Origin of the sequence: Brevundimonas sp. Bb-A (assembly GCF_009394735.1) — a bacterium.
Classification (GTDB): domain Bacteria; phylum Pseudomonadota; class Alphaproteobacteria; order Caulobacterales; family Caulobacteraceae; genus Brevundimonas; species Brevundimonas aurantiaca.
This window is the reverse complement of the sequence record NZ_CP045456.1, coordinates 2,856,777-2,870,683: the sequence shown is the minus strand read 5'-3', so window position 1 is coordinate 2,870,683 and position 13,907 is coordinate 2,856,777. Positions and strand designations below refer to the sequence as shown.

Sequence of the window (13,907 nt, the reverse complement as noted above, 5' to 3'; positions counted from 1 at the left end):
CGGACACGAAAAAAAACAGCGTCCGATGTGTCCGATCTGTCCGATTGAGCCGGGCCAGGACGGCCGCGAAGGCCGCTGAACGCGCCGAAGGCGGCCCGGTCGGACACGAAAAAGAGGTGTCCGATGTGTCCGATCTGTCCGATCTGTCCGATTGAGCCGGGCGCTGGACGGGGGCGAAAGATGTCAAAGACCTGAGACGTCCTATAGGGCGCCGTCGGACCCAGGGGCGTCGAAAGCGGGTCGATCCGTCCAAGGCCTTGACGGCCTTGTCTGATTTTCGCTCCGTGGTGCGGATCGGCGGCGACGGCGATGGCGGCGATGGAGCCGGGGCGCTACCGTGGCGGTATGAGTCGGCGGCCCGGATGATCAAATATATCGGCTCCAAACGCGCCCTCTTGGGCCATGTGAGCGCCGCCGTGGCGAGCGTCCTGCCCCAGGGCGGGCGGGTGTGCGACCTGTTTTCAGGGACGGCCCGGGTCGGCCATGCGCTGAAGGCCAAGGGGTTTCAGCTCTGGTCGAACGACCACAACGCCTATGCCCACGCCCTGGCGACGGCCTATGTCCAGGCCGATCGAGAGGTCTGGATCGACCGGGCCGAGGCGGTGCTGGCGGAACTGCGGGCCGTGAAACCCGAGGCGGGCTGGTTCACCCAGACCTTCTGCCGGGACGCCCGCTACTTCCATCCCGACAACGGCGCCCGGATCGACGCGGTGCGCGACCGGATCGAGGCGATGGAGCTGGAGCCCGAGTTGAAGGCCGTGGTCCTGGTCAGTCTGATGGAGGCGGCGGATCGGGTGGACAGCACCGCCGGGGTGCAGATGGCCTATATGAAACAGTGGGCGCCGCGCGCGCTGAAGCCGCTGGAGCTGCGCCTGCCCGACCTCCTGCCGGGCGTCGGGGCGCCGTGCCGGGCGACCCAAGGCGATGCGGTCGAGATGGCCGATCAGGTGGAGGCGGACCTGGTCTATCTGGACCCGCCCTATAACCAGCATTCCTATCTGGCCAACTATCACTGCTGGGAAAGCCTGGTGCTGTGGGACCGGCCCGAGACCTATGGGATCGCCAACAAGCGGGTGGATGTGAAGACGCGCAAGAGCGCCTTCAACAGCCGCCCCGGCATCGGCCCGGCCCTGAAGTCGGTGATCGAGCGCGTCCGGGCGCCGAACCTGATCGTCAGCTTCAATGACGAAGGCTATCTGAGCCGTCAGGACCTGGTCGAGATGTTGTCGGCGCGGGGACGGGTCCAGGTGGTGGAGATCGCCCACCCCCGCTACGTCGGCGCCCGGATCGGCATCCACAATCCCAAGGGGGAAAAGGTGGGTCAGGTCGGGCGGCTGAGGAACGTCGAACATCTGTTCGTCGTCACCGACCCGCCGGTGGCCCTGTCCTTCGCGGCCTGAGCCGACGGGAACCCGACTCGGGCGGACGCCGTTCAGGGTCCATGCAACCGCCCGTCACACACACTGGAACCCCCGCTCGCGAAGACGATTATCGCCTGCGCCCGGCCGCCGAGCCCAAGTCCTGGGTGACGGATCAGCCCATTTCCGATTTTCCGGCGGATCGCATGACGTCGCGCCTCTATACCCACAACGCCGAGCGGTTCGGCCGCCGCGAGCCCGAGCCGGTCGAGACCGTCGAACCGGAGGCGGAACCGGCCCTGAACCCGCCGCCGCACTGGATGATGATGATCGCCGGCGCCGCGGTGGCCGCCCTGATGGGCGCCCTCCTGGGCGGCTTCATGCACATCTGAGGTCAGGCCTCTTCGAGCAAGGCCTTGATCGGTCCCCAGCTGCGGCGATGGGCGGGGCAGGGGCCGAGGGTCTTCAGCGCGGCCTGATGGACGGGGGCGTTATAGCCCTTGTGCCCCGCAAAGCCGTAGCCGGGATATTGGGCGTCCAGTTCGATCATCAGCCGGTCCCGCGCCGTCTTGGCCAGGATCGAGGCCGCCGCGATGGACAGGGACAGGCCGTCGCCGCCGACCACGGTCTGGATTTCGCACGGCAGTTTGAACCGATAGTTGCCGTCCACCAGGGCGGCGATCGGCTGGACCGACAGGGCCTCGATGGCGCGGCACATGGCCAGGCCGGTGGCGTGCAGGATGTTCAGCGCCTCGATCTCCTCTACCGAGGCGAAGCCGACGCCCCAAGCGACGGCGCGGGCCTTGATCTCGGGCTCCAGCGCGGCGCGGCGCCTTTCGGTCAGGGCCTTGGAATCGTCGATGCCCGGCGGCAGGTCGTCGGGGTTCAGGATCACCGCCGCCGCCGACACCGGCCCCGCCCACGGCCCGCGCCCCGCCTCGTCCACGCCGCAGACGGGGCCGTTGACGCGCTGGATCAGCAGGGTCTCCAGCGCGAGCGTGGGAAAGGCCTTCGGATTCGCGGGGGCTTTAGCCATGGCCCGCCATCGCACGAACCTGGGCGTGACGGAAGCAGGTCGTCTGGTGATCATTGACCATGCCGACCGCCTGCATAAAGGCGTAGACGATCACCGGGCCGCAGAAGTTGAAGCCGCGTTTCTTCAGGGCCTTGGCCATGGCGACGGACTGTTCGGTCTGGGTCGGGGCTTGGCGATAGTCGGCGAAGGGGGTGTGGATTGGTTCGCCGCCGACGAAGGACCAGAGCCACGCTGAGAAATCCTCTCCGTTGTCGCGCATCTCAAGCCAGATCTGGGCGCCGCGGATGGCGGCCTTGATCTTGGCGCGCGAGCGGATGATGCGGGGGTCGCCCAGCAGGCGCTGGATGTCGGCCTCGTCATAGCGGGCGACGATTTCGGGGTCGAAGCCGTCGAAGGCGTCGCGTATGCCCTCGCGCTTTCGCAGGATGGTGATCCAGGCGAGGCCGGCCTGGAAGCCGTCGAGGACCAGCTTCTCCCACAGGGCGCGGGGGTCGCGTTCGGGCACGCCCCATTCGGTGTCGTGATAGGCGATGTAGAGCGGGTCGGTGGTCCCGCACCAGCCGCAGCGGCCCGAGGCATGTGAGTCGGTCATACGGCGATGTTGCCGGTTTGTTCGAACGTGTCCAGTTCGCTCTCCCGTTGGGAGAGGGCTTGAGCGCCCGAGAGCGTAGCGATCGGTCTTGCGCGAAAGGGTGAGGGGCGCGGTGGTGCGAGCTGGCCCATCGGCGGGCCCTCATCCGGCCCTTCGGGCCACCTTCTCCCCTAGGGAGAAGGGAAGGGAGCGGGGTTCAATCCCGCACCAGTCCCCCGTCCACCACCAGGTTCTGACCCGTCACTGCGCGGCTCCAGGGGGAGGCGAAGAACAGGGCGGCGTCGGCGAATTCCTCCGGCGTCGTGACCGACCGCAGCGGGGTCATGCCGGCGATCAGGTCGAAGACGGCGTCCGGCGTGGCGGCGCTGGCGTCGGTGGTGCGCAAGAGGCCGCCGGAGACCATGTTGACGGTGATCCCGTCCGGACCCAGGTCGCCGGCCGCCGTGCGGGTCAGGGACAGGAGTGCGGCCTTGGCGGCGGTATAGTCGTGATAGGGCACGACCGGGTTCTGGAACAGGTTGGTGCCGATGTTGATCACCCGCCCGAACTTGCCGGCGGCCATGCCCGGCGCCGTCGCCTGGATGGTGTTCAGGGCGCCGCGCACCACGGTCGAGAACTGGGCCGCCAGTTCGTCCCAGCCGATGTCGGTCATCTGCGACCGGGCGTCGCCGTTGAAACTGTAGTCCAGGGCGTTGTTGACGACGGTGGTGACGGGGGCGCCGAAATGGCCTTGAGCGGCGGCGACCAGGGCGTCGACGGCGGCGCGGTCGGCCACATCGGCCTGAAGGGCGACGGCGCGGTCGCCGATCTCGGCCGCCAGGGCCTCGGCGGCCTCGCCGCTGGCGCGCCAGTTGATGATCACGCGGGCGCCTTCGCGGGCGAAGGCGCGGACGGCGGCGGCGCCGACGCCGCGCGCGCCGCCGGTGACGAGGACGATCTGGTCGGCGATCTTCATGGAAGGGTCTCAGTCGGTGGAGGAGGGGAGGACGTCCTGACCCATCCAGGCGGGCCGGCGCAAGCGCACCGGCCGACCCTCGACGGTCAGCTCGCCGTCGAGACGGTCGATGCGCAACAGGGCCATGGCCGAGCCGTCTCGGCCCGAAAGCACCTCGCCCGCGCGCAGCTCGCCCTTCAGCACCTCGGCGCCGAAGGGGGGCGGGGGGCCGTCGAAGTCGAGGACCAGCATCCGGTTCTTGATCGAACCCCGGCGTTTCATCCGCGAGGTGGTCTCCTGGCCGACGAAACAGCCCTTGTGGAAGTCGATCCCGTTCAGCAGGTCGAAATCGGCCTCGATCGGATAGGTCTTGTCCTGGGGGGCGTCGGCGGCCGGATCGGGCACGCCGACCGACAGGCGATGGGCGTCATAGTCGGCCTCGGTCGCGTCGGCTGTAGCCGGGCCATAGAGGCGGCCGCCCATCAGAGGTGTTCGGGGGTCGGGAATGAAGCCTGTGGGCGCGTCGGGCCAGGCGGCGAAGACGGGGCGGTCGTCGGCGGCCACCTGGACCCGGGCCCTCAGTTTGTACATCGACAGCCGCTGGATCAGGGCGTCGCGGCGGTCGGCGGCGACGTCCAGCAGGACGCCCTCGGCCTGGCCCAGGATGAACAGGTCGAACAGCAGCCGACCGGGCGGGGAGAGCAGGGCGCCGAACCGCAGTTCGCCTTCGGACAGGGTCTCGACGTCCTGGGTCAGCAGATTGTGCAGGAAGGGCCGGGCCTCGGGGCCGGTGACGGCGATCAGGGCGCGGCTGGACAGGCGGGCGACGGGCATGGCGCCTAGATAGGCAGGCCGGAGCCTGGGCATAAGGCGGCGGGACCGAAAATCTGGGCCTCAGACCACGGCGTAGCGGGCGACCACCCCGTCCGGCTGGAAATCATGGCGGTCCAGCCGGTCCAGCGACCGCATCAGCCGATCCAGGAAGTCGGCGGGATCGCCCTCCTCAACGGCCGGGCGCAGCCAGTCGGTGACGACCGCGCGGGCGGGATAGGTCCCCACGGGGCCGGGGACGCTGAGCGCCACCTCCACCCCTTCGGCGATCCAGCCGGCGATGGTGGCGAACAGGTCGACGGAGGCCAGGAAGTCGCTGCGCCGCAGGACGTACAGGGTGATCACCCCGTCCTCGATCCCATCCGGGCGGATGATGACGCCGCTGCGGTCCGGCCGCCAGTCGTCGGACAGTTCGACGACCCGCCACAGGCAGAACCAGATGCGGCAGGTGTTCGGCCGCACGGCATGGACCGAACAGCCCGCCGCCTCGACGCAATAGGCGCACAGCTCGCCGGTGGGCTTGGCCAGTTCGGGCAGGTCCAGCGGAATGGCCCGACAGCATTCGACGCAGGCGCCGCAGGTCCGGTCGGGCAGGAGGGGCAGGCTCAACCGACCGACCGCTCCAGCCGGGCGATGCGGCGGTCCATGTCGGCGACCACGGCCTGAAGCCGCGTCTTCTCAGAGGCCATGTCCACGGGCGTTCCGTCCTCATAGGTGATGACCGCGCCCTGGTCGATCAGGTCCAGCCGATAGAGGGCCGTGACCCGTTGAGCCTTGAAGCGTTCGAGGGCGGCGACGGCGGCCGGATCGGGGGTTTGAACCATGGCCGGGCTCTAAACCATTGCGGCCTGCGGGGAAACCGTCGGGCGAGGCGCAGACCCGCAGTTGGGGATTGGCGCTGAATCCCGGCGAGAATCCCTTTATACGGTGCACGGATGATCGGGCGCTTTCCCATCCTCTATATCGCCGAGGCGGACGCCGAGGACGCCGTCCTGTCTTCGGGCGTGCTCGCCTATCTGGTCGAGAGCCTGCCCAACGCCGTCTTCACCGTGGTGGGATCGGCCGCCAGCGCGCCCCTGTTCGCCGACACGCCCCGGCTGGAACGGCTGCTGGTGCTGGAGCGCGAGGGGCGGTTCGACTGGATCGCCCTGTGGAACCAGGTGCGGGGGACCCACTGGGGCCTGGTCGTGGACATGCGCGGCTCGACCCTGTCGGGCAAGCTGAGGCGCCAGAAGCGGGCGGTGCGGGGGCGCGATCCCGAGGGCCTGCATGCGGTCGAGGCCGCCGCCGCCGTGCTGAAGCTGGAGCCGCATGAGGCGCCGTCGCCCCGGCTCTATGTCTCCGACATCACCCAGGCCCAGGTCGAGGCCCTGATCCCCGCGACCGGCGGCGACGGCCCCATATTGGCGGTCGGGCCGGGGGTGGAGTGGATGGGGCGGCGCTGGCCGGCCGAGCGCTACGCCAAGGTGGCGACCAAGCTGTTGGCCGACGACGGCCCCCTGGCGGGCGGGCGTCTGATGATCGTGGGCGAGGAGATCGACCGGGAAGCGGCCCACACCATCCGCTACGCCGTGCCGCGCGCGCGGGTGATCGAGCTGCAAGGCCGGCTGACGCGGCTGCAGACCGTCGCGGCGCTGTCCAAGGCGCGGCTGTACATAGGGGCGGATTCGATCTGGACCCATCTGGCGACGGCGGCGGGCGCGCCCGTGGTGGCGGTCTTCGGCCCGTCGGACGAGACGCGGCGCGGCCCCTGGAAGGGGGTGACGGTGCGCGGGCCCCGATCGTTTGCGGAGTTCAAGACCCTGGACCCCCGGCTGAACCAGGCCATCCAGCATATGATGGACCTGCCGTGGGAGCGGGTGCTGAAGGCGGCGCAAAGGGTGTTGAAGGAGCGGGGCTGACCCACGCCGCCGTCATCCTCGGGCTCGACCCGAGGATCGAGGGTTCCGCACACGGGGCGCCTTCCGGTAGAAGCACACAGCCCATGCGTCTTCTGCCGTGACGCGGACGGTCCGATCCTCGGGTCAAGCCCGAGGATGACGGTGATGAATAGTCAGGAGCCCGCCCCATGACCCAGACCTATGACCTGATCGTCCGCGGCGGCGAGGTGGCCAACCATGCGGGGCGGGGCATGGCCGACGTCGGGGTGATCGACGGCAAGATCGCCTTCATCGGCGACCTGTCCCAGGCCTCGGCCGGAGAGACTTTCGACGCGACGGGCCTGACCGTCCTGCCCGGCGTCATCGACACCCAGGTTCATTTCCGCGAACCCGGCCTGGAGTGGAAGGAAGACCTGGAGACGGGCAGCCGCGCGGCGGCTCTGGGCGGGGTCGTCGCCGTGTTCGAAATGCCGAACACCAATCCCAACACCACCGATCCGGACACCATGGCCGACAAGCTGGCGCGGGCGAAGGACCGGATGTGGACCGACCACGCCTTCTATGTCGGCGGCACGCATGAGAACGCCGACTATCTGGGCGAGCTGGAGCGGCTGCCCGGCTGTTGCGGGGTCAAGGTCTTCATGGGCGCCTCGACCGGCGACCTGCTGATCGCCGACGACGAGGGGGTGCGCAAGGTTCTGTCGAACGTGCGCCGCCGCGCCACCTTCCACTCCGAGGATGAATACCGGCTGGTCGAGCGGCGCGGCCTGGCCCGCACCGGTGACTGGACCAGCCACCCCGAGGTGCGCGACGCCGAGAGCGCCATCCGCTCGACCCGCCGTCTGGTCGGCCTGGCCCAGGAGACGGGCGCCCGCATCCATGTGCTGCACGTCACGACCAAGGACGAGATGGAGTTCCTGCGCTTCCACAAGGATGTCGCCACCGTCGAGATCACGCCGCAACACCTGACCCTGGCCGCGCCCGAAGCCTATGAGCGGCTGGGCGCCTATGCCCAGATGAATCCGCCGATCCGGTCGCAGGAGCATGTGGACGCCCTGTGGCTGTGGGGCATGCAGCAGGGCGTGGCGGACGTGCTGGGCTCCGACCATGCGCCGCACACCAAGGAGGAGAAGGCCAAGCCCTATCCGGCCTCGCCGTCCGGCATGCCGGGGGTGCAGACGCTTGTGCCCCTGATGCTGACCCATGTGGCGCAAGGGCGGCTCAGCCTGGAGCGCTTCATCGACCTGACCTCGGCCGGCGCCCAGCGGGTGTTCGGCACGGCCAACAAGGGACGGATGGCCGTCAGCTATGACGCCGATCTGACCATCGTCGATCTGAAGGCCAAGAGAACAATCACCCACGACCAGCAGGCCTCGCGCTGCGGCTGGACCCCCTTCGACGGGGTCGAGGCGACCGGCTGGCCGATGGCGACGATCGTGCGCGGGCGGGTGGTGATGCAGGACGGCGAACTGATCGGCGCGCCCCACGGACGGCCGGTGCGGTTCATGGAGACACTGTGAGGGAAAAACTCGGCCTGATCGGCTTCGGCGCCTTCGGGCGGCTGACGGCGCGGCATCTGTCGTCCTGGTTCGACATCTACGCCCATGACCCGGCCGCTGAAGACGGCGAGGGCTGGGCGACCCTGACCGATCTGGCGACCGCCGCCGCCTGTCCGACGGTGATCCTGGCCGTGCCGGTCGAGGCGCTGGAGGCGACCCTGGGCGCCATGGGCCCCCATCTGGCGCCGGACGCCCTGGTCCTCGACGTCGGTTCGGTCAAGGTGAAGCCGGCGCGACTGATGGACGATAGGTTGGCGCCCGGCGTGCGCGTCGTCGGAACCCACCCGCTGTTCGGCCCCCAGAGCGGCAAGGCCGGGATCGCCGGGCTCAGGATCGCCGTCTGCGCGGTGCGTGGCGACCGTGACGCCCGCCGCGTCGCCGCCTTCTGCCGGAAAGCCCTGAAGCTGAGGGTCTTTCTGGTCACGCCCGAAGATCATGACCGGGAGGCGGCCGTGGTCCAGGGCCTGACCCATCTGATCGCCCGTGCGCTTCTGGCCATGGAGCCCCTGCCGACCCGCATGACCACCGCCAGTTTCGACCGGCTGATGGAGGCGGTGGACATGGTGCGCCACGACAGCCCCGCCGTCTTCCGCGCCATCGAACGCGACAATCCCTTCGCGGCCGAGGTGCGCGAGCGGTTCTTCACCCTGGCGGATCAGGCGCGGGGGGCGTTGGGGGAGGGGTAGGGGGCGTCTCTTTTGGGGCGTAGGCTGGATGGGTGCTATCGATCCGTTGCGGACGTTTTCCTTGAGGATCAAAGAGCCACGCATGGCACCGCTTACGGTTTATTCCTTCCGAGATTGGGCTTTCAGTCCAAGAGGCGACACTCACGTCTGCATCGTTGAGCGTGAAGCGTTGAAAGCATTCATGTCGCCGAAGGAAATCTCCGCCGCGTTCAGTGGGCATGTGGTCTATCGCCGTGGCGTCTTTGCTCGCTACGTCGGCGTTTGGGGGCGAAGAAACGGTAAGCGGCTTAGACGTTTCCTTTCAGAGCGAGGCGCGACCGTTGCCATCGTGCGATGCAGGCCCACTGGCGCACGCATTGCGATCTTCGAGACGCGAGCAACTCGTGAAAGGATTAGAGACATCGCGATGGTGGACGCTTAGGCGGTAAAGTCCGCTCCCAGCCCATGAGCGACGCTGAGTATGTCCGCTTCCCAAGTTGAACTCAGTGTTCATCGTTCGCCCGAATGAACGCCCCCACGTCCTCCGCCACCCCCGGCGCGAGCGGCAACGCCGGGTCGGCGTAGGTGGCCAGGTTGGCGGAGCGGGCGGCGGGGGCGGTTTTCAGGATGTGGTTGACGCCGTCCCACAGTTTCAGCGTCGCCCTGGGGTCGGCGGCGGCCAGGGCCTGGGCGTCGGCGATCCCGACCTGAAGGTCCGTGGTCCCCTGGCCGATGAAGACCGGGCCGTCATAGGCGGCGAGCAGGGCGGCGGGGTCCAGCGGCAGCCAGGAGATCAGATAGGGCTGGACCGAGGGACGGAACAGGGCCGCCAGGGCCGGGGGCGGATCGGCGACGGTGCGGCCGGCCTCAAGCTCGGCCAGGGCGGCGAAGGCCGGGGCCTTCAGCGGCTCGGGCAGGCCCTTTTCCAGCTGTTCGCGCAGGACCACGCCCGCGGGGCGGCCGGCGCCGGACAGCAGGACCAGGCCGCAGACCTTATCGTCTCCACCCTCGACCGCCTTCAGCGCGACCAGGGCGCCCTCGCTGTGGCCGATCAGCCAGGCGCAGGGCTTGTCGGCGCGACGGGCGGCCTCGGCGGCCCAGGCGCGGGCGTCGGCCACATAGGCGTCGAAGCGCAGATCGGCCTCGGCCGGACCCGCCGCCGCGCTGGCGGCTATGCCGCGCTTGTCGATCCGCACCGTGGCGATCCCCTGCGCCGCCAGTCCCTCGGCCAGCAGGCGATAGGTGGAGGCGGAAACGCCCATGGGGCTGTTGCCGTCGCGGTCCGTCGGTCCTGAGCCCGGCAGGATCACGGCGACGGCGGCGGGGCTGTCGGGCGCCAACAGGGTTCCGTGCAGGGGCGCGGGCTGTGCGGGCAGGGTCACCTCGCTGGAGACGGGACCGGCGAGCAGGGCGAGGGCGAGGCTGAGCATAGCGTCTCCTTTGAAGAGGGGGGGCGTTCAGAAGGGTGGCGGCTCTCGACCCTAGTCCCCTGAGCCGGTGCGGCAAGATGGCCGGGCGCCGAACACCGCCTTGCCATTGCAAACCAGTTGCAGAAGCGCGTATGGAGCCCGCCTTTCTGTTCTTGAGAATATGTTGCAGATCATGGCCCGCCCGATCCGTCTCGCCTGCGCCGTCAGCCTCCTGGCCCTGAGCCTCGCCGCCCCCGCCTTGGCGCAGCAGGGGCCGGCCGCGCCGACCGAGCTGGGCGAGATCGTGGTGACGGGGTCGCAGGTGAATCTGACGGCGCCGGCGGCGGGCGGCCAGGTGGCGCGGGGCGGTCGGGTCGGCCTGTTGGGCAATCTGGACATGATGGACACGCCCTTCTCCACCACCAGCTACACCGAAAAACTGGCGCGGGATCAGCAGGCGCGCGGGATCGGCGACGTGTTGCAGAACGATCCGACGGTGCGGGTGACCAAGGGCTTCGGCAACTTCCAGGAACTGTATGTGATCCGGGGCTTCCCGGTCTATTCGGACGATATGAGCTACAACGGCCTGTACGGCGTTCTGCCGCGCCAGTTCGTGGCGGCCGAGCTGATCGAGCGGGTCGAGGTCTTTCGCGGGGCCAGCGCCTTTCTGAACGGGGCGGCGCCGGGCGGAACCGGGGTGGGCGGCGCCTTCAACCTGACGCCCAAGCGGGCCAATGGACCGCTGACCCGTCTGACGGCGGGCGTGTCCGGCGCCGATGAAATCTACGCCGCGGCCGATCTGGCGCGCCGGTTCGGCGATCAGGATGAATGGGGCGCGCGCCTGAACGTCGCCGGCCGGGGCGGCGAAGCCTCGGTCGAGGACCAGACCAACACCCTGCGCGTGGTGGGCCTGAACCTGGACCGGCGGGGCGAGCGGGCGCGCTTTTCGGCCGATCTGGGCTGGCAGGACCACCGGATCGACGCCCCGCGCCCCAGTGTGACGCCCGGCGCCGCCATCCCCGAGGCCCCCTCCGCCGATCGGAATTTCGCCCAGCGCTGGACCTATACGGATGAGGAACAGCTGTTCGGCGCGGTGCGGGGTGAGTTTGACATCACCGACAGCGTCACCGCCTGGGCCGCCTTCGGCGGGCGTCAAGGCGAGGAAGACAACAGCCTGGCCAATCCGCGAGCCGACGCGGCGGGCGCCATCCGGGGCTATCGCTTCGACAATATCCGCAAAGACACGGTCTGGTCCGGCGACGTCGGCCTGCGGGCGGACCTGACCACCGGCCCGGTTGGGCACCGACTGGTCGCCTCGGCCTCTCAGATCCAGTCCAAGTCGAGGAACGCCTGGGCGGGGTCGAACTTCGCGGGTTACAGCTTCGGAACCCTAACCGATCCGATCCTGTCGCCGGCGCCGGCCATCGCCAGCGTCTCGGGCGACCTGAGTGACCCGAAGGTGACCGAGCGGGTCAAGAACACCAGCGTCGCCGTGGCGGACAGGCTGTCCTTCCTGGACGGCCGCCTGCTGGCGACCGTCGGCGTGCGGTATCAGGAGATCGAGACCAAGTCCTACGCCTATGCCGACGGCGCCTTCGGCTCGGGCTATGCCAGCGAGGCTGCGACCCCGGCCTTCGCCCTGGTCTACAAGCCCAGCGACCGGGTTTCGCTGTACGCCAACTATGCCGAGGCCCTGACGCCCGGTCGGGTCGCGCCTGCGGTGGTCAACGGCGCAGCCGTGGCGAACGCCGGCGAGGTGCTGTCGCCCTTCCGCGCCGAACAGGCCGAGGTCGGGGCCAAATATGACGCCGGAACCTTCGGCGGGACGCTGAGCCTCTTCAGGACGACCCTGCCCAGCGCCTTCTTCGATCCCGCCTCCCGCCTCTATTCCGACGGGGGCGAACAGGAGAACCGGGGCGTCGAACTGACCGTCTATGGCGAGCCGATCGACGGCCTGCGGCTGATCGGCGGGGCGACCTGGCTGGACGCCGAGGTCAAACGGTCGCTGACGGCGGCGAACGAAGGCAAGTCGGCCATCGGCGTGCCGGACCTCCAGACCAATCTGAACGTCGAATGGGACGTGCCGCGCCTCAGCGGCCTGACGCTGGAGGGGCGGGTGGTCCACACCAGCGCCCAGGCGGCGAATGCGGCCAATACGCTGGAGCTGGACGCCTGGACCCGGTTCGACGCCGGGGTTCGCTACGCCTTCGAGGCCGGCGGGCGTCCTCTGACGGTCCGGGCGCGGGTCGAGAACGTGGCCGACGAGGACCAGTGGGTCGCCGTCGGCGGCTATCCGGGCTCCAACTATCTGACCCTGGGCGCGCCGCGCACCCTGTCCCTGTCGATCTCGGCGGAATTCTGATCGGATGAGGACGCGGACGATCCGCGCCTGGTCCTGGACGCACAAATGGTCGAGTCTTGTCTCGACCCTGTTCCTGCTGATGCTGTGCGTCACCGGCCTGCCGCTGGTCTTCACCGATGAGATTGAAGAGGTGCTGCTGGAGCAGGCGTGGACGCCCGCCGCGCCCGACGGGCCGTTGTTGAGCCTGGACGAGGTGCTGGCGGCGGCTCTGGCGCGTCATCCGGGCGAGGTTCCGGCCTTCATGAGTTTCGACGTGGATCGGCCGGTGGTGAACGTCACCAGCGTCGATCCGAACGGCCCGGCCGGTCGCTACAGTTTCGAGCCGATCGACCAGACCAGCGGCGCCGTCGCCCCGCCGGTCGCCGGCCATCCGGTGATGGAGTTCCTGCTCCAGCTGCACACCGACATGTTCCTGGGCCTGCCGGGCATGCTGTTCCTGGGCCTGATGGGGCTGATGCTGATCACGGCGGTGGTGTCGGGGGTGGTGCTGTACGCCCCCTTCATGCGGCGTCTGCCGTTCGGGACGGTGCGGGCGACGAAGTCGGCGCGGACGCGCTGGCTGGACTATCACAACCTTCTGGGCGTCATCACCGTGGCCTGGGTGCTGGTGGTCGGGGCGACGGGGGTGGTCAACACCCTGGCGACGCCGATCCTGGCCTATTGGAAGAATACGGCGCTGAAGGAACTGACCGCCGCCCATGAGGCCCCGGCCTCCGTCGGCGAGCGGGCCTCGCTGGACCTGGCGGTGGAGCGGGCGAAACAGGCCCTGCCGGGCAGGACGCTGCAGTTCATCGCCTTTCCCGGAACCGACTATTCGACCGATCACCACTATGCCGTCTTCTTCCACGGCGACACGCCGCTGACGACCCATCTGACGACCCCGGCCCTGATCGACGCCAGGACCGGCGAACTGACGGCCGTGGCCCCGACGCCCTGGTATGTGAAGGCCCTGTCTTTGTCTCAGCCGCTGCATTTCGGCGACTACGGAGGGCTGGGGCTGAAGATCCTGTGGGCGCTGCTGGACCTGGCGACCATCGTCATCCTGGGGTCCGGCCTCTATCTGTGGCTGGGCAAGGGACGGCGGAAGGGGTCATGAGCCGCAAGGATCGCAGCCTGTGGGCCATCTTCGGCGCGCCGTTTTGGGTGTTCGTGCTCAGCCTGACGGGGCTGATCGGGGCCCTGCTGGAGGACGGCCTCTGGGACGCCGTCTTTTCGGCCCTCTTGGCTTCGAGCGTGGTCGTCACCGTCTGGGCCCTGATCCGGCGCCGACGGTGATCGGCG

At 69.1% G+C, this 13,907-nt stretch carries 14 protein-coding genes and 1 pseudogene; 8 read left to right on the top strand and 7 right to left on the bottom strand.

From position 1 onward, the window contains the following. Positions 1 to 362: 362 nt before the first annotated feature. Together BSP_RS14105 and BSP_RS14100 are read left to right on the top strand one after the other, a co-directional pair. Positions 363 to 1,400, top strand: a complete 1,038-nt coding sequence (locus tag BSP_RS14105; RefSeq protein WP_152951158.1) for a DNA adenine methylase — start codon at positions 363 to 365, stop codon at positions 1,398 to 1,400. A gap of 41 nt (positions 1,401 to 1,441) precedes the next feature. Beyond that, a complete protein-coding gene (locus tag BSP_RS14100; protein ID WP_152950749.1) occupies positions 1,442 to 1,750 on the top strand; it encodes a hypothetical protein in 309 nt (102 codons plus the stop codon). Positions 1,751 to 1,752: 2 nt separating this feature from the next. Here the strand turns inward: BSP_RS14100 and BSP_RS14095 are convergent, their stop codons facing one another. From BSP_RS14095 to BSP_RS14070, 6 genes are all read right to left on the bottom strand, one after another. Beyond that, positions 1,753 to 2,394 (bottom strand): ribonuclease HII, encoded by a 642-nt coding sequence (locus tag BSP_RS14095; protein ID WP_152950748.1) that lies wholly within the window; start codon positions 2,392 to 2,394, stop codon positions 1,753 to 1,755. Further along, positions 2,387 to 2,986, bottom strand: a complete 600-nt coding sequence (locus BSP_RS14090) for a DNA-3-methyladenine glycosylase I (RefSeq protein WP_152950747.1) — start codon at positions 2,984 to 2,986, stop codon at positions 2,387 to 2,389. The genes BSP_RS14095 and BSP_RS14090 overlap by 8 nt, the downstream gene beginning before the upstream one ends. 196 nt (positions 2,987 to 3,182) lie before the next feature. Further along, positions 3,183 to 3,941, bottom strand: coding sequence for a 3-oxoacyl-ACP reductase (locus BSP_RS14085; RefSeq protein ID WP_152950746.1), 759 nt, complete (start codon positions 3,939 to 3,941; stop codon positions 3,183 to 3,185). Between the two features lie 9 nt (positions 3,942 to 3,950). Beyond that, positions 3,951 to 4,754 (bottom strand): folate-binding protein YgfZ, encoded by an 804-nt coding sequence (locus tag BSP_RS14080; protein ID WP_152950745.1) that lies wholly within the window; start codon positions 4,752 to 4,754, stop codon positions 3,951 to 3,953. Positions 4,755 to 4,814: 60 nt separating this feature from the next. Further along, positions 4,815 to 5,360: a hypothetical protein gene (locus BSP_RS14075; protein ID WP_152950744.1), complete on the bottom strand. Its 546-nt coding sequence runs from the start codon at positions 5,358 to 5,360 to the stop codon at positions 4,815 to 4,817. Next, entirely contained in the window at positions 5,357 to 5,575 is a 219-nt protein-coding gene (locus tag BSP_RS14070; RefSeq protein WP_054766288.1) for a hypothetical protein, read from the bottom strand. Before BSP_RS14070 ends, BSP_RS14075 begins: the two co-directional genes overlap by 4 nt. A 111-nt stretch (positions 5,576 to 5,686) precedes the next feature. Between BSP_RS14070 and BSP_RS14065 the strand changes: the two genes are divergently transcribed. From BSP_RS14065 to BSP_RS14055, 3 genes are all read left to right on the top strand, one after another. Beyond that, positions 5,687 to 6,652, top strand: a complete 966-nt coding sequence (locus BSP_RS14065; RefSeq protein WP_152950743.1) for a glycosyltransferase family 9 protein — start codon at positions 5,687 to 5,689, stop codon at positions 6,650 to 6,652. 167 nt (positions 6,653 to 6,819) lie between these two features. Continuing rightward, the gene (locus BSP_RS14060; protein WP_152950742.1) at positions 6,820 to 8,151 is read left to right on the top strand and encodes a dihydroorotase; all 1,332 of its coding nucleotides are present in this window, start codon (positions 6,820 to 6,822) and stop codon (positions 8,149 to 8,151) included. Further along, the gene (locus BSP_RS14055; RefSeq protein WP_152950741.1) at positions 8,148 to 8,876 is read left to right on the top strand and encodes a prephenate dehydrogenase/arogenate dehydrogenase family protein; all 729 of its coding nucleotides are present in this window, start codon (positions 8,148 to 8,150) and stop codon (positions 8,874 to 8,876) included. Before BSP_RS14060 ends, BSP_RS14055 begins: the two co-directional genes overlap by 4 nt. A gap of 482 nt (positions 8,877 to 9,358) precedes the next feature. Here the strand turns inward: BSP_RS14055 and BSP_RS14050 are convergent, their stop codons facing one another. Further along, a complete protein-coding gene (locus tag BSP_RS14050; protein WP_152950740.1) occupies positions 9,359 to 10,285 on the bottom strand; it encodes an alpha/beta hydrolase in 927 nt (308 codons plus the stop codon). Positions 10,286 to 10,457: 172 nt separating this feature from the next. On the opposite strand from BSP_RS14050, the gene BSP_RS14045 reads away from it, so the two are divergent. The 3 genes and pseudogenes from BSP_RS14045 (at position 10,458) to BSP_RS14035 (ending at position 13,901) form a co-directional block, all read left to right on the top strand. Continuing rightward, entirely contained in the window at positions 10,458 to 12,626 is a 2,169-nt protein-coding gene (locus BSP_RS14045) for a TonB-dependent siderophore receptor (RefSeq protein WP_152950739.1), read from the top strand. Continuing rightward, positions 12,536 to 13,722 (top strand): annotated as a pseudogene (locus BSP_RS14040) (PepSY-associated TM helix domain-containing protein). Before BSP_RS14045 ends, BSP_RS14040 begins: the two are co-directional and overlap by 91 nt. Next, positions 13,719 to 13,901: a hypothetical protein gene (locus tag BSP_RS14035; RefSeq protein WP_152950737.1), complete on the top strand. Its 183-nt coding sequence runs from the start codon at positions 13,719 to 13,721 to the stop codon at positions 13,899 to 13,901. Before BSP_RS14040 ends, BSP_RS14035 begins: the two are co-directional and overlap by 4 nt. Positions 13,902 to 13,907: the final 6 nt, after the last annotated feature.